General features: G+C 71.5%; 20 protein-coding genes and 1 pseudogene. 11 read left to right on the top strand and 10 right to left on the bottom strand.

What is annotated here, in order from left to right; all coding sequences use genetic code 11:
* The first annotated feature begins 2 nt into the window (after positions 1–2).
* The gene (locus EF387_RS19085; RefSeq protein WP_128377781.1) at positions 3–725 is read left to right on the top strand and encodes an aspartate/glutamate racemase family protein; all 723 of its coding nucleotides are present in this window, start codon (positions 3–5) and stop codon (positions 723–725) included.
* Between the two features lie 57 nt (positions 726–782).
* Here EF387_RS19085 and EF387_RS19090 read toward each other — a convergent pair whose 3' ends face one another.
* Complete coding sequence (locus EF387_RS19090; protein ID WP_128377782.1) at positions 783–1,412, bottom strand: gamma carbonic anhydrase family protein; 630 nt, start codon at positions 1,410–1,412, stop codon at positions 783–785.
* A gap of 11 nt (positions 1,413–1,423) precedes the next feature.
* Positions 1,424–1,825 carry a RidA family protein gene (locus EF387_RS19095; RefSeq protein WP_128377783.1) on the bottom strand — a complete coding sequence of 134 codons (402 nt, stop codon included), beginning with the start codon at positions 1,823–1,825 and terminating at the stop codon, positions 1,424–1,426.
* A gap of 336 nt (positions 1,826–2,161) precedes the next feature.
* Between EF387_RS19095 and EF387_RS19100 the strand changes: the two genes are divergently transcribed.
* From EF387_RS19100 to EF387_RS47495, 6 genes are all read left to right on the top strand, one after another.
* Positions 2,162–2,545 carry a hypothetical protein gene (locus tag EF387_RS19100; RefSeq protein ID WP_128377784.1) on the top strand — a complete coding sequence of 128 codons (384 nt, stop codon included), beginning with the start codon at positions 2,162–2,164 and terminating at the stop codon, positions 2,543–2,545.
* Between the two features lie 68 nt (positions 2,546–2,613).
* Positions 2,614–3,378, top strand: a complete 765-nt coding sequence (locus EF387_RS19105; RefSeq protein WP_128377785.1) for a nucleotidyltransferase domain-containing protein — start codon at positions 2,614–2,616, stop codon at positions 3,376–3,378.
* 326 nt (positions 3,379–3,704) lie between these two features.
* The gene (locus EF387_RS19110) at positions 3,705–4,436 is read left to right on the top strand and encodes a DUF7873 family protein (protein WP_128377786.1); all 732 of its coding nucleotides are present in this window, start codon (positions 3,705–3,707) and stop codon (positions 4,434–4,436) included.
* Positions 4,437–5,330: 894 nt separating this feature from the next.
* Complete coding sequence (locus EF387_RS19115) at positions 5,331–7,184, top strand: FUSC family protein (RefSeq protein ID WP_128377787.1); 1,854 nt, start codon at positions 5,331–5,333, stop codon at positions 7,182–7,184.
* Between the two features lie 373 nt (positions 7,185–7,557).
* Positions 7,558–8,907, top strand: coding sequence for an amidohydrolase (locus EF387_RS19120; RefSeq protein WP_128377984.1), 1,350 nt, complete (start codon positions 7,558–7,560; stop codon positions 8,905–8,907).
* A 288-nt stretch (positions 8,908–9,195) separates the two neighbouring features.
* The gene (locus EF387_RS47495; RefSeq protein WP_128377788.1) at positions 9,196–9,369 is read left to right on the top strand and encodes a hypothetical protein; all 174 of its coding nucleotides are present in this window, start codon (positions 9,196–9,198) and stop codon (positions 9,367–9,369) included.
* 276 nt (positions 9,370–9,645) lie between these two features.
* Here EF387_RS47495 and EF387_RS19130 read toward each other — a convergent pair whose 3' ends face one another.
* Both EF387_RS19130 and EF387_RS50040 read right to left on the bottom strand, forming a co-directional pair.
* Entirely contained in the window at positions 9,646–10,104 is a 459-nt protein-coding gene (locus tag EF387_RS19130; RefSeq protein WP_128377789.1) for a hypothetical protein, read from the bottom strand.
* A gap of 61 nt (positions 10,105–10,165) precedes the next feature.
* Positions 10,166–10,591 (bottom strand): annotated as a pseudogene (locus tag EF387_RS50040) (ATP-binding protein); the annotation flags it as partial.
* 407 nt (positions 10,592–10,998) lie between these two features.
* On the opposite strand from EF387_RS50040, the gene EF387_RS19145 reads away from it, so the two are divergent.
* Together EF387_RS19145 and EF387_RS19150 are read left to right on the top strand one after the other, a co-directional pair.
* On the top strand, positions 10,999–11,859 hold the full coding sequence (locus EF387_RS19145) for a helix-turn-helix domain-containing protein (protein ID WP_128377790.1): 861 nt from the start codon (positions 10,999–11,001) through the stop codon (positions 11,857–11,859).
* Positions 11,860–12,114: a DUF397 domain-containing protein gene (locus tag EF387_RS19150; protein ID WP_128377791.1), complete on the top strand. Its 255-nt coding sequence runs from the start codon at positions 11,860–11,862 to the stop codon at positions 12,112–12,114. It begins immediately after the preceding gene.
* Between the two features lie 127 nt (positions 12,115–12,241).
* On the opposite strand, the gene EF387_RS19155 is transcribed toward EF387_RS19150, so the two are convergent.
* From EF387_RS19155 to EF387_RS19175, 5 genes are all read right to left on the bottom strand, one after another.
* Entirely contained in the window at positions 12,242–12,982 is a 741-nt protein-coding gene (locus EF387_RS19155; protein WP_238431591.1) for a protein-tyrosine phosphatase family protein, read from the bottom strand.
* Between the two features lie 379 nt (positions 12,983–13,361).
* On the bottom strand, positions 13,362–14,771 hold the full coding sequence (gene pdxR, locus EF387_RS19160) for a MocR-like pyridoxine biosynthesis transcription factor PdxR (RefSeq protein ID WP_128377792.1): 1,410 nt from the start codon (positions 14,769–14,771) through the stop codon (positions 13,362–13,364).
* 322 nt (positions 14,772–15,093) lie between these two features.
* Positions 15,094–16,575: a glutamate synthase subunit beta gene (locus EF387_RS19165; RefSeq protein ID WP_128377793.1), complete on the bottom strand. Its 1,482-nt coding sequence runs from the start codon at positions 16,573–16,575 to the stop codon at positions 15,094–15,096.
* A 113-nt stretch (positions 16,576–16,688) separates the two neighbouring features.
* A complete protein-coding gene (locus EF387_RS19170; RefSeq protein ID WP_128377794.1) occupies positions 16,689–17,168 on the bottom strand; it encodes an anthrone oxygenase family protein in 480 nt (159 codons plus the stop codon).
* A 138-nt stretch (positions 17,169–17,306) separates the two neighbouring features.
* Positions 17,307–17,993, bottom strand: coding sequence for a DUF2293 domain-containing protein (locus EF387_RS19175; protein WP_128377795.1), 687 nt, complete (start codon positions 17,991–17,993; stop codon positions 17,307–17,309).
* 74 nt (positions 17,994–18,067) lie between these two features.
* Here EF387_RS19175 and EF387_RS19180 point away from each other — a divergent pair, with 74 nt between their 5' ends.
* Entirely contained in the window at positions 18,068–18,709 is a 642-nt protein-coding gene (locus tag EF387_RS19180) for a nucleoside/nucleotide kinase family protein (RefSeq protein ID WP_128377796.1), read from the top strand.
* Between the two features lie 379 nt (positions 18,710–19,088).
* Complete coding sequence (locus tag EF387_RS19185; RefSeq protein ID WP_128377797.1) at positions 19,089–19,517, top strand: CBS domain-containing protein; 429 nt, start codon at positions 19,089–19,091, stop codon at positions 19,515–19,517.
* A 64-nt stretch (positions 19,518–19,581) separates the two neighbouring features.
* Here the strand turns inward: EF387_RS19185 and EF387_RS19190 are convergent, their stop codons facing one another.
* A complete protein-coding gene (locus EF387_RS19190) occupies positions 19,582–20,709 on the bottom strand; it encodes a magnesium and cobalt transport protein CorA (RefSeq protein WP_128377798.1) in 1,128 nt (375 codons plus the stop codon).
* Between the last annotated feature and the right edge of the window lie 16 nt (positions 20,710–20,725).

Genomic DNA, 20,725 nt, shown 5'->3' on the forward strand with positions numbered 1-20,725 from the left:
GCGTGCACATCGTCGTCACCAACTGCAACACCACGCAGGAGATGACCGAGGAGATCGTACGAGGTGCCCGGGCCGCCGCAGGCCCGGGCACCACCGTGACCGGACTGACCCCCGCGTGGGGCCCCGAGTCCGCGGAGGGCTGGCTCGACAGCTACCTCTCGGCGGCGGCGGTGCTCGACACACTGCGGACGTACGAGGGCGAGTACGACGCCGTCGTCATGGCCGGGTTCGGGGAACACGGGCGCGAGGGGGCACGCGAACTGCTGGACGTCCCGGTCGTCGACATCACCGAGGCCGCGGCGCACCTGGCCTGTCTGCTCGGGAGGCGCTACGGAGTCGTCACCACGCTCGAACGCTCCCGCGGACAGATCGAGGACAGCCTGTACACGGCGGGGGTCGCCCAGAACTGTGCCGCCGTGGTCGGCACGGGCCTCGGCGTCCTCGACCTCGGCGACGACCGGCGCACCGAGGAGGCCTTCATCGCCGCCGCCGAACGCGCCCGGGCGGCCGGCGCGGAGGTCCTGGTCCTCGGCTGCGCCGGGATGACCGGGCTGCAGCGGGCGGTGGGGGAGAAGCTCGGCCTGCCCGTGGTGGACGGGGTGAGCGCGGCCGTCAAGCTCGCCGAGTCGCTGGTGGCGTTGGGACTGACGACAAGCCGGGCCGGGAGCTACGCGAAGCCGCTGCCGAAACGGAGGGTGTGGCCGGGGACGCCGGGTGAACCCTGAGGGCTGCCCAACATCCCCATTCCTCAGCCCTCACCGGCGCCGCCGTCCTCGCTCACCTCACTCACCTCGGTCACCTCGCCAAACCTCGTTCGTCTCGCTGAGGACGAGGTCGTGCCGGTGGGAACCGTAGAAGGCGCTCTGCCGGGCCATGATCTCGCGCATCGACGTACCGCGTGGGACCCCGTACACCGTGCCCGGGAAGTCCAACTCCCGCTGCACCGCCCAGATGTCGTCATGCCGGTCGGGCGAGAAGAGCTGAGCCGGATCACCCACGGCGATCCAGCCGATCGGCACGACGGCCCCGGGCGCCAGCCGGGAGTTGACCTGCAGCACCCCATTGATCCGTACCTCGGCGCCCGCGCCCACGACCGCTCCCGGGAACAGGGAGGCACCGGTCGCGATGAAGGCCTCGTCCCCGACGGTCGCGCCGTTGACGTGGGCGTGCGGTCCGATCATGACGGCGTCGCCGATCACGGCTGTGTGCCCGGACCGCCCGCGCACGAGCGCGTTCTCCATCACGACCGTGTCCGCGCCCACCCGGACCTCCCCGTCCTCGGCGGTCAGCACGGCTCCGTGCAGTACGCGCGCCCCCTCGCCCAGCACCACGGCACCGCACAGGGTGGCGGACGGCGCGACATAGGCGGAGCCGGGGACGACGGGTCTGCGCCCGCGATGCTCGATCAGCATGCGTGTCTCCTTCAGGCGGGTACGACAGCGGTCGCGGTGATCTCGACCAATTGCCCGGTGTACCCGAGACAGGAGACCCCGATCAAGGTCGAGGAGTGCGGACCCGTGCTGAGCCGCGACGCCGTCACCACGTCCCAGACCGCGGAGAGCACGGCGGGCTCGTCGCCCACGACGTACACGTCCGTGTAGACCACGTGCTCGAGGTCGCTGCCCGCCGCCCGGAGTTGCTCGCCGAGATTGGCGATCACCTGCGCGGCCTGCCGCACGACGTCTCCGTCCCCGACGAGCCCGCCGTCCGCGTCGAGCGGCACGGCCCCGGCGAGGAACGCCAGCCGTGTCCCCGCCTCGACGACGGATGCGTGGGAGTAGCGGGGAGGCGTGAAGAGGCCGGGGGCGGTGACGCGTCGAATCATGGCGGGCTCCTGGTTCGGGGGCGGTGCGGGACCCGCAGATGATGCGTTGCTCATCTGCCTGACCGCATCCGGTTTACGTGCTCCTGGCGTCGCCCCGCTCCAACCGCATCCGGTTTACGTGCTCCTGGCTCGCCCCGGTCCGCCCGCACGCGCGGTGTGCGGTTCACCGGCCGTACCCGAAGCGCGATGCCGGTCGATCACGGAAAACCGGTGGACACCCCCAGCAGGGAAAAACCATCCTGCTCCCATGCGCACCAAATACCTGGGACGTTTCGCCGGTGCCGACGTCTAGGTCGGCCACGCCGGAAGGACCGGCGGGCCCGCCGAAGGTCGCTTGTGTCACGCACCGTCCACCACGTCCCCTGGCGTCACCGAACGCTCACCGCGTACTGGCCCCAGGGCCTCGCGGGCCCCTGGACCGCCCACTCCCTGGTCGAACTCCGGTACAGCGAGGCGGAGTTGAGGAGAGCGCAGCGAGCGGGCCGGCGTCCGGCCCCGGCACTCCTCACACGCACGTTCGCCTCGTACACGTTCCCGCGCGCCATGAACGAGCGTTTCCGCGACCCCTATGAGTCCCGGGCCCGGGCGAAGCTGCGGGCCTTCCGCACGGCGGCCCGCAAGCACCTCCGAGCCGCCCCCGCGGGCGCCCTCCGCACAGCGGCCGAGGACCTGGACCACCCGCCGACCCGCCACCGGCACCGGAACATCTGGGAGTGCTGACGGGTATGCCGTCGCCGGGGGCGTGACCCCGTAACCACCACGACTCCGCAAGGGAGCACGGTCCTGTGATGGACGATTCCGCCTTTCTCCACCACCTCACCGAGCGCCTGGCCGCGCTCCCCGCCGTCCGGGCGGTCGCCCTCGGCGGATCCCGCGCGCAGGGCACCCACACGCCCGGCAGCGACTGGGACCTCGCGGTGTACTACCGCGGTGACTTCGACCCGGCCGACCTCAGATCCATCGGCTGGGAGGGCGAGGTCTCGGAGATCGGCGGCTGGGGCGGCGGCGTCTTCAACGGCGGAGCGTGGCTGACCGTCGAGGGCCGGCGCGTCGACGTCCATTACCGCGACCTCGACGTCGTGGAACACGAACTGTCCGAGGCCCGGGAGGGCCGCTTCCGCATCGAGCCGCTCCTCTTCCATCTCGCCGGGATCCCGAGCTATCTGGTGGTCGCCGAGCTGGCCGTCAACCGGGTGCTGAGCGGTTCCCTGTCCCGGCCGTCGTACCCGGACAGACTCCGTCGCACCGCCGCCGACCGCTGGCGCGGTGCCGCCCGTGCCACCCTCACCTACGCGAAGGCCAACCACGCCCCTGCCGGACGGACCACCGAGGTCGCCGGCGCCCTCGCCCTGGCCGCACTGCAGACGGGGCACGCGGTACTGGCGGCTCGCGGCGAATGGGTGACCAACGAGAAGCGGTTGCTGGAGCGGGCGGGATTGCGGGAGGTCGACGGCATCGTCGCCTCCCTCACCGCTTCCGGCCCGGCCCTGGTGCGGGCCGTCGAGGCCGCTGAATCGGTTCTGGAGGCGAAGGCCGCGCCACCTACTCCGTAACGTTGACGCGCGGAGTCGTTCGTGCCCGTTCCCCCTTTTGGCTGCGAAGCCTCGGTTGTGAGGCCTTTGTTGCGAGGCCCTGGTTTGGAAGCCTCGGTTGCGAGGCGCTGGTTGCAAAGCCTTGGTTGCGAGGCGCTGGTTGCAAAGCCTTGGTTGCGAGGCGCTGGTTGCAAAGCCTTGGTTGCGAGGCGCTGGTCGTGGAAGCCCCGTTGCAAAGCCTTGGTTGCGAGGCCTAGGTTGCGGAAAGCCGGCCGTGAAATCCCACCGCGCCGTGAATGCGAATAATCCTTCGAAAACCTTGGCTTTCCCTTGCTACCGTCACCCACGTGGCGAAACTCAATCAGATCATTGCCGTCGAGAAGGGCATCAAGTCCAAGTCCCATCAGGACCTGACGGCTGCTCATCATGGGCTCCAGAAGCCCGCGTTGCTGGCCGGAATCTCGCGTACGTACCAGCCCAAGGACGAGGAGGGCGAGCAACTGCCGCCGGAGTCCACGCGAGTTCAGGTGCAGGCCGAGGACGTGCTGCGGCAGACCGCGGCCACGCTGACCCGGCTGTTCGACGTGACCGCCACCAAGGACTGGGCCAACTGCACCGCGAAGGCGGACGTGAAGGTGGACGGGCGGGTGCTCGTGGCCGACGTCCCCGTGGCGTACCTGCTGTTCCTGGAGAAGCAACTCGTCGACATCAACACGTTCGTGCGGAAGCTGCCGGTACTCGACGCTTCGGAGTCCTGGGTGCAGGATCCCTCCGCGGACGCGTGGAAGACCGAGCCCGTGCGGACCCTGCGCACCAAGAAGGTGCCGCGCAACCACGTCAAGGCGGAGGCCACCGACAAGCACCCGGCCCAGGTCGAGGTGTACTACGAGGACGTGCCGGTCGGGTACTGGACGACAGTGAAGTTCTCGGGCGCCCTGCCCGCACGGCGCGTCAACGAACTGCTCGACCGGGTGGAGAAGCTGCAGCAGGCGGTCAAGTTCGCCCGCGAGGAGGCCAACGGCGTGGAGGTCGTCGACCAGCGCGTCGGCGACGCAGTTTTCGGCTACCTGTTCGGGTAGCCTCGAAGGATCCCCGGCCCAGCGTGGCCGGGGTGCGCGAGGAGCGCAAGCTGAAACTGAAGCTTGTCGTGACTGCGCGGTTCCAGTGGAGGTTCGAGTCCTCCCCGCGGCATCAACGGCCTTCTGCCGAAGGCCCCTTCAGGCCGCGGTAGCCCAACCGGCAGAGGCAGACCGCGATCAATCTCAGACTCTCGCTCCAGACTCAGCATTCGCCGCCGATCGCCGGATCGACCGGGCCCAGGCCCCCGGGCGTCGAAATGCCGGTTCAAGTCCGGCCCGCACAGCTCGATGTGCGGTGGTCCAAAGGCAGGACGCGGCGACATCACGACTGACCTGGGTCCTCAAGCGTGCCGGCGTGCCATATGGCGGCATCACAGGGCCCGGGGGCCGGCTACGCCCTCGGGCCCGCTTCTCTTTCCCCGCCCCGCCCCGCCCCGTCCCGCTCGCCGAGGCGTGCCGATGCCCGTGGTGAAGCCACCGGAAGCCCCGGAGTTGCCCGCAGTGCCCCGGAGTGCCCTGGAATTGCGCGGAGTTCGCCGGAGTCCCCGGAGCTGCGCGGGGTTCCCGAGGGGTGGTGCCCGCCGGTTCCGCAGGGATCAGCGGTGTTCCCCGGGATTGCGCGCCGTTCCGCCCCGTTCCGCGGGTGGAGCGTCGCAGATTGCGTACATAAAGAACACGGCCTCCCCGCCCCAAGTCACAGCGCGGAAACGTAGGCGTCCCCTACGCTCCAGAAGGACCCCCTGCGGTGGCTTCCCCCGTCCACCGCAGGGGAACCGCCGCCGCCGCGGTGGCCGCAAACCCCTGCGGAGGGGGTATCCCCACCGTTCAGACCGCCCTCAGCCCGGCCGACGTCGCCCGAAGGCACCCTCGCGCCCTCGTCCCGACAGGAGCCCCGTGCAGTTCTCCGCGCCCCTCTGGCTCACCCACGCCCTGCGCGCACAGCGCGGACCCGTGCCGTGGAACGCCGTCGTGCGCGGGGCGCTCGCCGCCGGACCGTTGCTGCTCGCCGGCGTGCTGACCGGGCGTACCTCCGCGGGAGTCGTCGCCGCCCTCGGCGCCATGCTCGCCGGGATCAACGACCGCCCGGGCAGCCGGCGCGCCGCCGTACGACGCCTCGGTGTGCCCGCGCTCGCCGGAGCCGCCGGACTGTTCGGCGGATCGTACGTCGGCGACCACACCGGCCCGGTGGCCCTGACCGTGGTCCTGGCCGGCCTCGGACTGTTCGCCGGAGCCGTCAGCGCCATCGGGCCCGTCGCCTCCGCCTCCGGCACACAGCTCCTGGTCGGAGCCGCCATCGGCACCGGGATGCCGCTGCCCGAACCCGGCTGGCAGCGGGCGCTGCTCTTCCTCGGCGGAGCCGGCTGGCTGATCCTCCTGCGGCTGGCGCTGCCGACCCCCGGCGCCATCGCCGACGACTTCCGCTTCGACGGCGAACGCGACGCCGTCGCCGCGGTCTACGACGCCATCGCCGCCCTCCTCGACGCCACTGCCGGACCCGACGCGACCGGGCGCCGGGCCGCGCTGACCGCCGCGCTCGACCACGCCCAGGACGCACTCACCGGGCCGAGACTGCGCCGTCACGCCAGCTCCGCCGCCGAACGCCGACTGCACGCCCAGTACGCGGCGGCGCTCCCGCTCGCCGAAGCCGCGACCGCGCTCGCCTGGGAGGGGGAGCCGATTCCCGCGCGCGCCGCCGAGGGCCCGCGCCGTCTCGCCGGGGCCGTCCGCACCGGCGGCACGGCCGGCCCGCTCCCCGCCCCCGCTCGTTCCGCCGCCGGTCTGCGTGCCCTGGACGATGCCCTGCTCCGTGCCGCCGAGGCCTTCGACCGGGGCGTACGCCCCCCGCGGCGCGAGGACGCCCCGGACGCGGCGCCCGCCCGGCCCCGTAACGCCAGGACCCTGCTGCGCACCGCCCTCGGCACCGGCGGACGCGAGTACGGCATGAGGGTCGCGCTCTGCTTCGGCACCGGCGCCGCCGTGGCCCAGGCACTGCACCACGCCCACTGGTACTGGCTTCCCGCCACCATCGTCTTCCTGGTCAAGCCCGACCTCGGACCGCTCGTGTCGCGCGTGCTGTCCCGGGCGGCCGGGACCGTGCTGGGGGCCGTCCTCTTCGCCGGGCTCGCCGCCCTGGTGCCCCGGCCCGCCGGACTCGTCGTCCTCGTCACGGTGTGCGGTGCGCTGATCCCCGTGGCCATACGGCACTTCGCCGCGCTCACCGCCGTGGTGACCGTGCTCGTGCTGGCTCTCGTCATGGTGGGCGGCGAACCCCAGGCCTCCTGGAGCCGGATCGGCGAGACCCTGCTGGCCTGCGCCATCGTGCTGCTTGTCGGTCACCTTCCGGCGCCGGGACAGAAGGGCGGCGGTGTACGGGCCCGGCTCACGCTCGCGGCAGAGGCGGCGCACGCCTACCTCGAGCAGGTCCTGGGCGGCCCCGATGACCGCGAGGTCCGCTGGGCGCTGCGCCGCGAGGCCTACCGCACACTGGCCGAGGCCCGTGCCGCGATCGCCCTCGCCGCGGCCGAACTGCCCACCCTGGCCCGGCACTCGGAGGGCACCGACGAGATCGCCGTCACCCTGGAACGGCTTGTCGACACGACGACGGCCTGCGCCGTGCACCTCGACGACGCCGGGCACCTCACCCCGCAGCACACCAAGCGTCTGACCGCCCTGCTCGCCGAACTCGACGCCTTCCGCGAGCGTGAGGGCCTCACCGCCCCGAAGCCGGATCTGCCCGTCGGAGTCTGAAACCTGGCTGTTTATGGCGGTTTGTGGAACCAGGTCGGTTTGCGGCGGTCTGGAACCAGGTCGGTTTGCGGCGGTCTGGAACCGGGTCTGTTTGTGTCGGTTTGCGCCGGGTCTTCACTGGCGGTCCGGAGGCGGGTCGGGGCCGCACGGTCCTGCCGCAGCCCCGTCGGCCCGGGAGGAAGCGGCGGCCGCGGGATGAGGGGAGCGAAACCCGCGGCTGCCGGGTCTCCGGGGCCTTTTCTCCCCAGGGGGGAGCGCCAGAGTGCCAGGTCCCGCGCGGCGCGGACAGGGGGCTGTGCGGAATGGCCGGTCCTGCTACCGCGGGATCAGGCCACCGTCGTACGGTGGCGTGGTGACCGAGTCTCCCGTCGATGTGACCGAGTCCCCCGCCGACCTCGTCATCACCCGCTGTACCGCCCTGGTGCACGGCGACCAGGAGGAGGTCCGTTTCCTCGAGGACGCCACCGTCGTCGTACGGAACGGAGTCATCGAGGCGGTCCGCGCCGGCCGTGCCGACGACGGGAGGGAGGCCGTCGAGCACATCGACGCCCAGGGTGGGCTCGCCATGCCCGGACTCGTGAACTGCCACACCCACTCGCCGATGGTCGCCCTGCGCGGGATCGCCGAGGACGTGCCGGTGGAGGAGTGGTTCAACGACCTCATCTGGCCCATCGAGTCCAACCTCACCCCCAGGGATGTGGAACTGGGTGCCCGGCTCGCCTGCGCCGAGATGATCCGCGGAGGCGTCACGTGTTTCGCCGACCACTACTTCTCGATGGACACGGTCGCCGCGGTCGTGGCGGACTGCGGACTGCGCGCCCACCTCGGTGAGGCCTACTTCTCCTCGCAGGGTCCCCGAGGGCGGGAGAAGTCGCTGGAGTTCGCGCTGCGGCACCGGGACTCCGCCGACGGCCGCATCACCACCGCGCTCGCCCCGCACGCCCCGTACACCGTGGACGACACCGATCTCGCCGCGACCGCCGAACTCGCCCGCGCGCACGGGCTGCCCGTGCACATCCACGCCGCCGAGAGCCGCGAGCAGACCGACAACAGCGTCGCCAGGCTCGGCCGGACGCCCATCGAGGCGCTGGAGCGCGCCGGACTCCTCGACACCGACCTCCTCATCGCGCACGGCACCGGCATCATCGAGCGCGATCTGCCGGTTCTGCGGCGTGCGACCGGCCGGGTCGCCGTCGCCACCGCGCCCCGCGGGTACCTCAAGTTCGCCTGGAGCCCGACCCCGGTGCGTGCCCTGCGGGACGTCGGCATCCCGGTCGGCCTGGCCACCGACGGAGCGGCGTCCAACAACTCACTCGACGTGTGGGAATCCATGGCCCTGACCGCCCTCGTGCAGAAGGAGGCCGAGGGCGACCCCCGGTGGCTGACCGCCCGGCAGGCGCTGCACCACGCGACGCTGCAGAGCGCGCGGGCCGTAGGGCTGGGGGAGCGGATCGGCAGCCTAGCGCCCGGGCACCGGGCGGACATCGTCCTGGTCGACCTCAGCGGCCCGCACACGCAGCCGGTGCACGATCTCGCCGCCACCCTGGTGCACAGCGCCCGCTCCGCCGACGTCCGCACCACCATCGTGGACGGCCGTGTCCTGATGCGGGACCGCGAACTGCTGACTCTCGACCTGCCGTCCGTCGTACGGGAACTGGAAGAGCGCATGCCGGCCCTGCTCGACCGGAGCCATGGGCAGCGGATCCAGGACTACGAGGGCTGACCCGCGCACGTACTGGACCTGCATGAACCCGCCGATGCGTGGTAGGCGTACACCAGTACCCCACGCCGCCGGGGGGCAGCGGCAGGAGCGCGCAGGGAGGTGGGAGCCTACTCACCGGCAGGGCGCGCGAGTGAGACGCCGATCACACGCGAAAGTAGGAATTGAGACATGTTTCACACAGTCGTGTTGACCGCGTGTCAGTAAAGTCTCATTGCTGTTACTTCAGGAGCCGCTTCCCTCATGGTTGGCGTTTAACTCTTCGAGAGCAGCGCTACATGGAGGTGTCAGGTGAACGGGCGAACGGTGCTGGAGCGCTTCCCCGCCGGTGGGCCGCGTGGATCGTGGCCCGCGGAGGAGTTCGCCGCGGCGCGCCGCATGGAGGGGCAGCCCGCGGAGGTCGTCATGGACATCGCTACGGACGCTTTCCTGGTGATCGTACGGGCGGGCGACGCCACCGAGTGAACACGCTGTGCGGTCAGCCGGCCCCCCGGCCGACGGGTCTACTGGCCGACGAGTTTCCTGGCCGGCGGGCCTGGCGGCCGACAGGTGTGGCCGACGGATTCCCGGCGGGCTCTCATGGTCTCCCGGTCGACGGCCTCATGCCCTGGCAAGCTGACGGCCTCCCGCCCGGGCAGCGGTGAGTAGCGGCAGCCACAGGCGCGGTGAGCGCAGGAGAGCGTTCGGGGCCCCGTTCAAGGGCCCCGCCGAGGATCACGCAAACGGCCGCTATGGCGGCGATCAGGCGCTGATCGGGCGCGACCAGGACGGGGTCGTGCCCGTGACCCGGCACAGCGCCAGATACAGCGGTATGGGCGGAGTGTAGGGAATCGTTCCGTCAGGCTGGTGGATGAGGGCGGGGGCGGGCTGCCCGCCGGGCGCGACCGTCCCACCGGTGTACACCGCCCCGGTCGCGTACTCCGCGGGCGCCGGCCATTCCAGCGCGACGTCGGAGTCCGACGGCACGATCCACCACCAGTGCGTTCCGTCCTCGTAGACGCACCCCACCCTCGGCAGGCGCGCCAGCAGCAGTCTGCCGACGACCGCGGGAACCACCACCGCGTCGCACCCGAGCGGCGCGGTCATGCCGTCGGGCATCGACAGCCGCACCGGTTCCGGTGCGGCGGACACCCGCCGTCGGCGCTTCATCCGGACCAGCGTGTCCAGACTCACCACCGGTGAGGTGGTCCTCACACTCATTCGGCCCCCGATCTCACACCCACTCAGGCCCTGTTCCGTGGCTCCGCTCCGTGTCGACGGCGTCCGCCGCCCGCGGTAGTTCCGCCCAGACCAGCAGTCCGGGCCCGGTCTCCTGGGCGCCCCAGGCGCTGCACATCGCCGCGACCAGGAGCAGTCCCCTGCCGTGTTCCTCCTCCGGCCGCTTCGGCGACGGATGCGGCTCACCCGGCGCACACCCTTCATCACGTACCGCGATCCGGACCAGTTCATGGTCATCGAGAAGTTCGCACACGATCTGCCGGCTCGCGGTGTGCACGATGGCGTTGGTGACCAGCTCGGAGATGACCAAGGCAGCCGTGTCACAGGTGTCGTCGGCGATCGACCAGCCGGTCAGCCGGTCCCGGGTCAGGCGCCGGGCCTTGGCCGCGGAGCCGGGGTGGGCGGCCAGCTCGAAGCGGAACCGGCGTTCGACGGCGACCTCGGGTTGCGGGTTCCCGGCTTCGGGCAGCCGGTTCCCGGCTTCGGGGCGCGGGTGCCCGTCGACGGGACCTGAATCCCCGTCAACGGGACGTGGGTCCCTTTCAGCGGGACGTGGGTCCCCGTCGACGGGACCTGGCTCCCCGTCAGCGGGACGTGTGTCCCTGGTGTCGGGGTGCGGGTCCCCGGAGGCGCGCAGACGTATCCGGTCTTCGGCGGCGTCTGTTCCTAAGGACGCGGACGGAATCACGCTTGCCACTATCTCCCCGCCGTGAACACTTGGCAAGGGTCACTCTGAAAAATGCAGAGTGCAGTGTGCCGTGTGGAAGGGCCATGGCACACTGCTCGCAACAGCACAGCGTATGGCGCCAGTTGAGGTTTCTCCGGATTTGCCCCAGCGGCGCTTTCCCGGCTGTTCAGGACTAGGAGAGGTGGGACGTGAGCGAACCGCGGTCTGCGCCGACGGTCGGCCAGGTCGTCCTCGGCCGGCGCCTCCTCGACCTGCGTGAACGCGCGGGGCTCAAGAGGGAGGAGGCCGCGCAGGTCCTCCGCGTCGCCCCCGCCACGGTCCGCCGCATGGAAACGGCCGAGGTCGCGCTCAAGATTCCGTACCTCCAACTGCTGCTGAAGGCCTACGGCGTCGGTGACGAAGAGGCCGAGGTGTTCGTCGCACTCGCCGAAGAGGCGAACAAGCCCGGCTGGTGGCAGCGTTACCACGACATCCTGCCGGGCTGGTTCTCGATGTACGTCAGCCTGGAGGGCGCGGCGAGCCTCATCCGCTCGTACGAACCGCACTTCGTGCCCGGGCTGCTGCAGACCGAGGCCTACGCGCGCGGCGTCCTGCAGTCCGGTGCCATCGGTGCCACCCGGCCCGAGGACATCGAACGCCATGTCGCCCTCCGAATGCAGCGGCAGTCGCTGCTCACCCGGGAGGACGCCCCGCGGATCTGGGCGGTGATGGACGAGACCGCGATTCGCCGCACGGTCGGCTGCCGCGAGGTGATGGGCGCTCAGATCGACAAACTTCTCGAGGTCACGGAACTGCCCAACGTGACCCTGCAGATCGCCCCCTTCTCGGCGGGACCGCACCCGGGTACGTACGGCCCAGTCGTGCTCTTCCGATTCGCCATGCCGGAACTTCCGGACATGGTCTACAGCGAGTACCTGACCGGCGCCGTCTATCTGGACGCGCGCATCGAGGTGACCAGCTACCTCGAGGTCATGGACCGCATGGCGGCGCAGGCCGCCACAGCACATCGCACGAAGGAGATCCTTCGGGATCTCCGCAAGGAGCTGTGAATGAATCGCATCAAGCAGCGGATTCACGTCTACAACGGCATGCCCGCCCGAGACCTGGGAACCGAGGGCTGGCACAAGCCGTGGAGCGGTGGGAACGGCGGCAACTGCCTGGAGGCCATGAAGCTCGCCGACGGACGCATCGCCGTGCGTCAGTCCACCGATCCGGACGGTCCCGCGCTGATCTACACCCCGGACGAGATGACGGCGTTCATCGAGGGCGCCAAGGCCGGAGAGGCGGATTTCCTGCTGTCATGACAACGTTGGTCCTCGCCTGCGGCACGCCGTAAGGCCTGGTCCAGCACGCGGCGACGCGCCGCGCACCCCAGGGACACGGGCCCGGCCAACAGGGGGCCGGGCCCGTACTCGTACTCCAATATCCGAGCTATAGCCATGACCAGAGCCGGCGCGGAGCGTCCACCAGCCGGCTCACCACGCTCACCGCGACCGGAGGACGGCTCGCGCGGGTCCGGGTCAGGGTCAGCCCGTAGTAGAGCTGCTCGATCGACGGCGGCCCCACCGCGAGATCGAGCCGGACGGCCGCCGCCGGTGACTGCTGTCCGGTGCGGACGAGATAGGCCGCCGCCATCGACCCTGCACGGCCGACTCCGGGCCCGCAGTGCACGAAGACCCGCCCGGGGGCGGTACGCACCACGTCGAGCAGCCGCCGCACCTGGGCGGGAGTGGGTGTCTGCCCGTCCCGGATCGGCAGCCGTACGACCTCGAGCCCGGCACGGCGCGGTTCGGCCCGCCGACTCGCGCTCACCCGCTCCGCACGCAGATCAACAACGGTCGTGAACCTCCGCCATGTCAGCTCCACGTATCCGCGCCGCGAGGGTGCGGACCCGCGCCACAGCTTTCCGTCGACCGGCTGGAAGTGCTGGATGCCCCGGACCGTACGGGCCCCCTCGGGCGGCGGGGTCTCCTGGCGTGCCCAGTGCGACAGCGCGAGGATGCCCAGCGCACCGGTCGCCCAGAGTGCGAGATAGGCGAGTACGAGGCCGATGAGGACGCGCCGCGCCACGCGCAACAGCCGCCGGGCGGGCACGCCGGGCCCGGAGGTCGCGGAGATGACATCCATGGACGGCCCGGGGGGTTCGGGGGTGGGGAGCAGACGCCCCGGCATCGTAACTTCGTGCCGTGCGCAGGGTGGTGACCTGCGGGATCGAGACCACACCAGGCACCCGAAAGGCTCAGCGCCGACGCGCTGGCCCACCACGAACATGGCGGGCCCGGACCCGGCTCGCGCCGCGTGCCTCGCCCGTCTTCGGTTCGCGCCGCGTGCGTGGCCCGGGGCTGGTTCGCGCCGCGTGCCTTGCCCGTCTTCGGTTCGCGCCGCGTGCGTGGCCCGGACCCGGCTCGCGCCGCGTGCCTCGCCTGCCTCCCGTTCGCATACGGATCACGCGTGCTTGGCCCGGGGTCCGGTTCGGACCGCATGCCTCGTCCGCCTCCGGCTCACGTTGCGCGCCTCGCCCGGGTCCTGTTCGTACCGGCGGCACCCGCGCTCACCCCGGTGGCAGCACCCCGCACAAGGCCTCCAGCGCGGCACCATAGGCGTGTTCGGCCGGTGTCGCGTAGCCCACGACCAGACCGTCCCGCGCCGGCACGGTCGCCTCCGGATGCCGGAACGCGGCGAGCCCGTCCAGTGCGATCCCCTGCCACGCCGCCGCCTTGACCACCGACGACTCGGTCCCGTCCGGCAGTCGCAGAACCGCGTGCAGTCCGGCCGCGATCCCGGTCACCTCGATGTGCGGAGCCCGCGCGGCGAGCGCCTCGACGAGACGGTCACGGCGGCGCCGGTACCGCTGGCGCATGCGCCGCACATGACGGTCGTAAGACCCGGAGACGATGAAGTCCGCGAGCGCCAACTGGTCCAGGACGCTCGCCCACGCCTCCCGTTCGCCCTTAGCCGCGAGCACGTCCTCGACGCAGTGCTCGGGAAGCACCATCCAGCCGAGCCGCAGCGCCGGCGACAGACTCTTGCTCACCGAGCCGATGTGCACGACCCACTCCGGGCCCAGCCCCTGAACCGCCCCCACGGGCTTGCGGTCGTAGCGGAACTCCCCGTCGTAGTCGTCCTCGAGGACCACGGCCCCCCGCGCGCGTGCCCAGTCGACGACCGCCGTCCGCCGGGTGGCGTGCAGCGGCCCGCCGGTAGGGAACTGGTGTGCGGGCGTGAGGAGCACGGCGCGCTCCTTCCCCAGCTGCCCGACCCGCGCCCCGTCCTCGTCCAACGGCAGCGGAACGGTGCGTACAGCGGCGGCGGCCAGCACCTGCCGGTGGAAGGCCAGCCCGTACGACTCCACGGCCAGCGGCCCTCGCACGACGGCCGGGAACAGCAGCCGGAGCGCGTGCGCGAAGCCGGAGCAGATCACGATGCGCGCGGGATGGGTCCGAACTCCCCGCGCACGTGCCAGATACTCGGCCAGTGCCGTGCGCAGCTCGATCCGCCCGGCCGGATCGCCGGGCCCGAACGCCTCGTTGGCCGCGGCGCCCACCGCCCGCCGGTACGACGCCAGCCAGGCCGTCCGCGGGAACGACGCTGCGTCCGGGGTGCCCTGCCGAAGATCGTGCCGTGGGGCCCGCGGGCGCGGAGGTGCCTTCTTCGGCACGCGCGTGGGGGTGCCGGGTGGTCCGGCGCGCTCGGCCACGCGGGTTCCCGAGCCCTGACGGGCGGTCAGCCAGCCCTCCGCGACGAGTTCTGCGTACGCGTCGGCGACCGTGTTGCGCGCGACCCCGAGGTCGCCCGCGAGCGAGCGGTACGGCGGGAGCCGGGTGCCCGGGGTGAGCCGGCCCGAGCGCACGGCCTCGCGCAGCGCGTGGATGAGGGCCGCCCGGCGGCCACCGCCCCCGCTCACCTCGAGATGCAGATCGACACCGAGGATCTCAGCCGGATTGACCCACGATTCCTCCATGGAATCGCACCTTACCCGGGGTCTTTACGGTCCGTGGATTCATCGTCATGACGACGAGAACGACGACGGACGCACCAACGAAGACGCAGGTGAACACGCAGGTGGAGACGCAGATGAACACACCGACGAACACGGCGACTCCGGCCGCTCCGACGGGACCGCCCGCCTCGACGGGCTAGTGGCCCGGCAACCGCCGGGGCACTGGCGTCGGCGCTGAGCCGGTGCCCGCGGATCGGTCCCTCCGGTCGGTCGGTGAGTCGCCTTCGCGGGGCGGGGACCCGCGAGCCGCCCTCCGGCCGCCCTGCCGGCCGTCCCGTGGGCCTCAGGCTCTGAGGGGTTGGTCATGGGGGCGGATCGGGGCGGGCAGGCGGGACGAGCCCATGAGGTGCCGGTCCACCGCGGCGGCCACCGCCCGCCCCTCGGCGATCGCCCACACGATGAGGGACTGTCCCCGGGCCGCGTCCCCGGCCGCGAAAATCCCGGGCACATTGGTGGCGAACTCCCCGTCACGGGCGATCGTCCCACGGGTGTCCAGCGCCAGCCCGAGCTGGTCGATGAGGCCGTCGTCGTGCGAGGGGCCGGAGAAACCGAGCGCAAGCAGGACCAGGTCGGCGGGCAGCGTACGCCCGGTGCCCGGGACCGGGCGCCGCTGTGCGTCGACCTCCATGAGGTTCAGGCCCCGCACCCGCTCCTCCCCGAGGAAGCGGAGCGTCGACGCCGCGAACAACCGCGCGTCGGCGTCCGCGGCGGGCGCGGTACCGAGATCGCGGGCTTCCTCGTGCGCCGCGGACAGCCGGTAGATCTTGGGATAGGTCGGCCAGGGCTCGACGTCCTCGTCGCGTTCCGCCGCCGGCAGTGGATAGATGTCCAACTGGGTTACGGAAGCGGCCCGTTCACGTACCGCCGTGCCCAGACAGTCCGCTCCCGTGTCGCCGCCCCCGACGATCACGACGTGCTTCCCCTCCGCGGACAGCGGAGACCTCTCCAGGTCCCCCTCGCATACCCGGTCGGCCAGCGGCAGATACTCCATCGCCTGGTGTATGCCGGCCAACTCGCGTCCTGGCACCGGTAGTTCCCGCCACGCCGTGGCCCCCACCGCGAGGATCACCGCGTCGTACCGCGCCCGCAGCTCCGCCGCCCCGATGTCCCGCCCGACCTCCGTGGAGGTACGGAACTTCGTCCCCTCCGCCCGCATCTGCTCCAGTCGGCGGTCCAGGTGCCGCTTCTCCATCTTGAAGGCCGGTATCCCGTACCGCAGCAGTCCGCCGATCCGGTCCGCCCGCTCGTACACGGCGACGGTGTGCCCGGCCCGGGTCAGTTGCTGAGCCGCGGCGAGCCCGGTCGGCCCGGACCCCACCACGGCGACGGTCCTCCCGGACAGCCGGTCCGGCGGCCGGGGCGGTGCGAAGCCCAGTTCCCACGCCCGGTCCGCGATTGCCACCTCGACGTTCTTGATGGTCACCGCCGGCTGGTTGATCGCCAGCACACAGCCCGCCTCGCACGGTGCCGGACACAACCGCCCGGTGAACTCGGGGAAGTTGTTCGTGGCGTGCAGGCGCTCGCTCGCCGCCCGCCAGTCGTCGCGGGAGACCAGGTCGTTCCAGTCCGGGATCAGATTGCCCAGCGGACAGGCGTCATGGCAGAACGGTATGCCGCAGTCCATGCAACGGTCGGCCTGTTTGTTGATGATCGGCAGCAGCGCCCCCGGAACGTAGACCTCGTTCCAGTCCCGGACGCGCTCCTCGACCGGGCGGCGCGGCCATTCCTCACGTGATGTGGTCAGAAAACCCTTGGGATCGGCCATGGCCGTCCCCCTTGCGTACGTCTTCGGACGTTTCCCGCCACAATACGACGCCTCCGACGCCGACACGATGCCTCCGACCTCGGCAGCACGCCTGGCGACCTCGGCAACCGGGCTCAGGTCAGGGCGAGGACGTACGAGACCATCGCGGCGGCCGACGCGACCCCCCGGACGTGGTTCCACATCGTCCACTCGCGCACGTATGCGGGCCAGTAGGCGGCGGCCTCCGCGGTGCCGGGGTCCAGCTTCAGCAGTGCCTCGTTGCGCGGCACGTTCGCCAGGATGGTGAGCCCGAAGGTGCCGAAGAGGTACAGCGCGCTCCCGAGCAGCAGTTCCACCGACCCCTCCGCCGGCAACACCACGAAGGTGATCACGGCCAGGACGGAGCACAGCACCGCCGAGCCGACGAACACGATCATGAACGGTGGCTTCAGCGCCGCCACGTTGATCGCGTTCATCGTGGCGACACCCCGCGCGGGCGGCAGTGAGGCGAGTCCCCTCATCACGAACGTCGAGAACGCGCAGAAGACCCCGGCCACCAGCCCGGTGCCGAGCACGCCCAGCATCGTGAGGACGAAGTACGGTCCATCGATCATGTCAGCTCCCGCCTCGGTCGGCCCGGCCTGCCGTGCCGCTTCCAGTGAAACCCCGTGCGGGGAGGGTGACCATGGTCGAGGGACGCGGCTCCATGTTCGAGCGTCCACGCGAGGGGCGTGTGCCGTACCGCGTGGGGTTCACTCCCGCGTCGGGCGCCACCCCCGAAGCACCGCCTCGACGGTGGACGCCGTCCGCCGGCGCGCCTCCGGCCGCGGCACCCCGCTCATCAGCAGCTGGTCGTACGGCGTGTCCGCGTGCCGTACCGCGGCGATCACCGCCGAGGTCACCGCGAACTCACTGAGGGCACGCCCCGCCGCACTACGGCCCACCCGTCCGCTGCCCCGTAATGAGGCGTGCGCGGCGATCGCCCGCGCCCGTTCCTGCGGGCAGCCGGGGAAAAGGCGCAGAATCGTGTCCCCGAACGCCTGCGTGAAGAGCATGTCCTGCGCCGCCCGCCGTCGCGCGTCCCGCGCCCGCCGCCGTCTGCGGGCCTCCGCGTCCGCCAGGCACCGCTCCTCGGCCCGGGCGAGGGCGGCCTCCTCCACCAGGACTCCCTGCCGCTCATAACGGCTCTTGCGCCGGTTGAACCGTACGACCACCGCCGACAGTCCGCTCTCCTCCCGTGAGCGGCGGGTGAGCGCGGTGTCGCCGCGCGGCAGGAAGACCAGGTGCCCGAGGTCCGCACAGTCCAGACAGCGCGGCACGCCCTCCTCCAGGACCAGCAGGGCGAGCGGCCCGGTCCGGCACTCGGCGCAGTGCCGGCGCTTCACGGCCTGGAAGACGAGAAGCCCGGCGCGCGCCGGGGGAGTGGCCGTGGTGGTCATGTGCGGTTCATTCCCCCTCCGCGCACGTCCGGCACGCTGCCCGGCCCCGTCCCGGGCTGGGGCCACCCGGCATCATGGGCCGTGTGCGACTCGAACCGATCACCTGGGAACGCCTGGCCGACCGTATCGCCGACCGGCTGCTCGGCCCCCGGCCCGACGAGGGCGGTCCCTGGACCCGGGTCGCCTTCGACGGCGCCCCGGCCGCCCGTCCCGGGGACCTCGCCGAGCGCGTCGCCGAGGCGCTGCGCGTGCGCGGTCGCCATGCCCTCGTCACCGCGGCGGAGGGCTTCCTGCGGCCCGCCTCGCTCCGCTTCGAGCACGGCCGCCGGGACCCGGACGCCTACTACGACGGGTGGCTCGACACCGGCGCTCTGTGGCGCGAGGTCTTCGGCCCACTCGAGCCGGGCGGCACCGGACGCGTCCTCCCCGACCTCTGGGACCCGTCCGCCGACCGCGCCACCCGCAGCCCGTACGTCCAACTCCCGCCGGGCGGCCTGCTGTTGCTGCACGGACCGCTGCTGCTGCGGCACTGGTTCCCCTTCGACCTGACCGTCCATGTGCTGCTGACCCCGGGAGCCCTGCGGCGCCGCACCCCCGACAGCGAGCACTGGACGCTGCCCGCCTTCGAGCGCTACGAGGCCGAGACGGACCCCGCCGCCACGGCCGATGTCCTGGTACGCGCCGACGACCCGCGGCATCCCGCCTGGAGCGGCTGACGGTGCTGGTACGCGGACACCGCCGCCGCGGGACCGGGGCTCCCTTCCGCCCCGGCGGGTGCCACGCCCCGGCCGGTGCCGCACCCCGACCCGTGCCGTCCCGACTCCGAGCACGCACCCCCGAACTCCGGGTACGCGTCCCCCGGACTCCGGGTGCGCACCCTCCGGACTCCGAGCACGCACCCGCCGAACTCCGAGCACGCACCCCCCGAACTCCGAGCACGCACCCCCCGAACTCCGGGTACGCGTCCCCCGGACTCCGGGTGCGCACCCTCCGGACTCCGGGTGCGCACCCTCCTGCGCCCGGCGAGAATGAGGACGCCGGGACTAGCGGTGCGTCCCGCGCCGCGCCGGCCCTCCGGGCAATGGGAGGTAGCACATGACGACCGCCGGAGACATCATGCACCGCGGCGCCCAGTGGATCAGCGCCGACGAGACCCTGGACCGCGCCGCCCAGATGATGCGCGACATGGGGGTAGGGGCCCTTCCGATCAGCGACGAGAACGAACGGCTCTGCGGCATAGTCACCGACCGCGACATCGTGATCGAGGCCGTGGCCCGGGGCAAGGACCCCTCCCGCGTCACCGCGGGCGAGCTGGCTCACGGCACCCCGCGCTGGGTCGACGCGAACGCCGACGTGAGCGAGGTACTCCGGGAGATGCAGCAGCACCAGATCCGTCGGCTGCCGGTGATCGAGAACAAGCGCCTGGTCGGCATGATCAGCGAGGCCGACCTGGCCCGGAACCTCGGTGAGGACCAGATCGCGTCCTTCGCGGAGAGCGTCTACGCCAAGGGCAAAGGACGCTGACCCGTCTCCCACGGTAGGTCCCGTCACGCCGGGCGGCGGCGTGTCTGCCGCCCGGCCCCGGGCGTCACAGCCAGCCGTTGCGCCTGAAGCTCCGGTACAGCGTCAGGCAGATCACCGATATGACACCGATGACCATCGGATAGCCGAACCTCCAGCGCAGCTCCGGCATGTACTCGAAGTTCATGCCGTACAACCCGCACACCATCGTCGGCACGGCGATCATGGCGGCCCACGCCGTGATCTTCCGCATGTCCTCGTTCTGCGCGACGGTGACCTGCGCCAGGTGCGCTTGCAGGATCGAGTTCAGCAACTCGTCAAAGGCCGCTATCTGTTCGGTGACCCGCAGCAAATGGTCGGCGACGTCCCGGAAGTAGGCTTGTATCTCGGGGTCGACCACCTTGAGCGGTCGGCCGGCCAGTTCCTGGATCGGGCGGGCCAGCGGGGCCACGGCCCGCTTGAACTCCAGGAGTTCACGCTTGAGCTGGTAGATGCGGCCCGGATCGGCCCGTGCGCCGTTCTCGGCGAAGACGTCCGTCTCGACCTGGTCGATGTCCTGCTGGACCGAGTCCGTCACCTCCACATAGCTGTCCACCACGTGGTCCGCGATCGCGTGCAGCACGGCGGCCGGGCCCTTGCCGAGTTGCTTGGGGTCCGCTTCCAGCTCCTCGCGCAGCGGGCCCAGTGAGCCGTGCCGACCGTGCCGGACCGTGATCACGAAGTCCTCGCCGACGAACACCATGATCTCGCCGGTGTCGACCACCTCGCTGGTCGCCGTCAGTTCCTTGTGCTCGACGTAGCAGACGGTCTTGAAGACCGCGAACAGCGTCTCCCCGTACCGCTCCAGCTTCGGGCGCTGGTGCGCGTGCACCGCGTCCTCCACCGCCAGCGGATGCAGATCGAAGAGATCCGCGATCCCCACGAACTCCCGCTCCGTCGGCTCGTGCAGCCCCAGCCAGACGAAGCCGTCGCGCGCCTTGCGGACGTGCTCCACCGCTTCCAGCAGATCATCGCCCGCGGTGACCCGCGCTCCGTTCTGGTAGGTCACGCAGTTCACCACGGAGGAACCCAGCGGGGACCGGGCGGGATGGCTGAGGTCGACCTTGGCGCGGCGCCGCGCCAGTCGTGCCATCTTGCGGAGGCCGCCGACCCTGTCTAGGCCCGTGACCTTCCGCAGATTCCCTGCCATGGACATCTGGATCTCCTTGCTG

The sequence above is a fragment of the Streptomyces cavernae genome (assembly GCF_004023625.1).
In the GTDB taxonomy this organism is placed as follows: Bacteria; Actinomycetota; Actinomycetes; order Streptomycetales; family Streptomycetaceae; genus Streptomyces; species Streptomyces cavernae.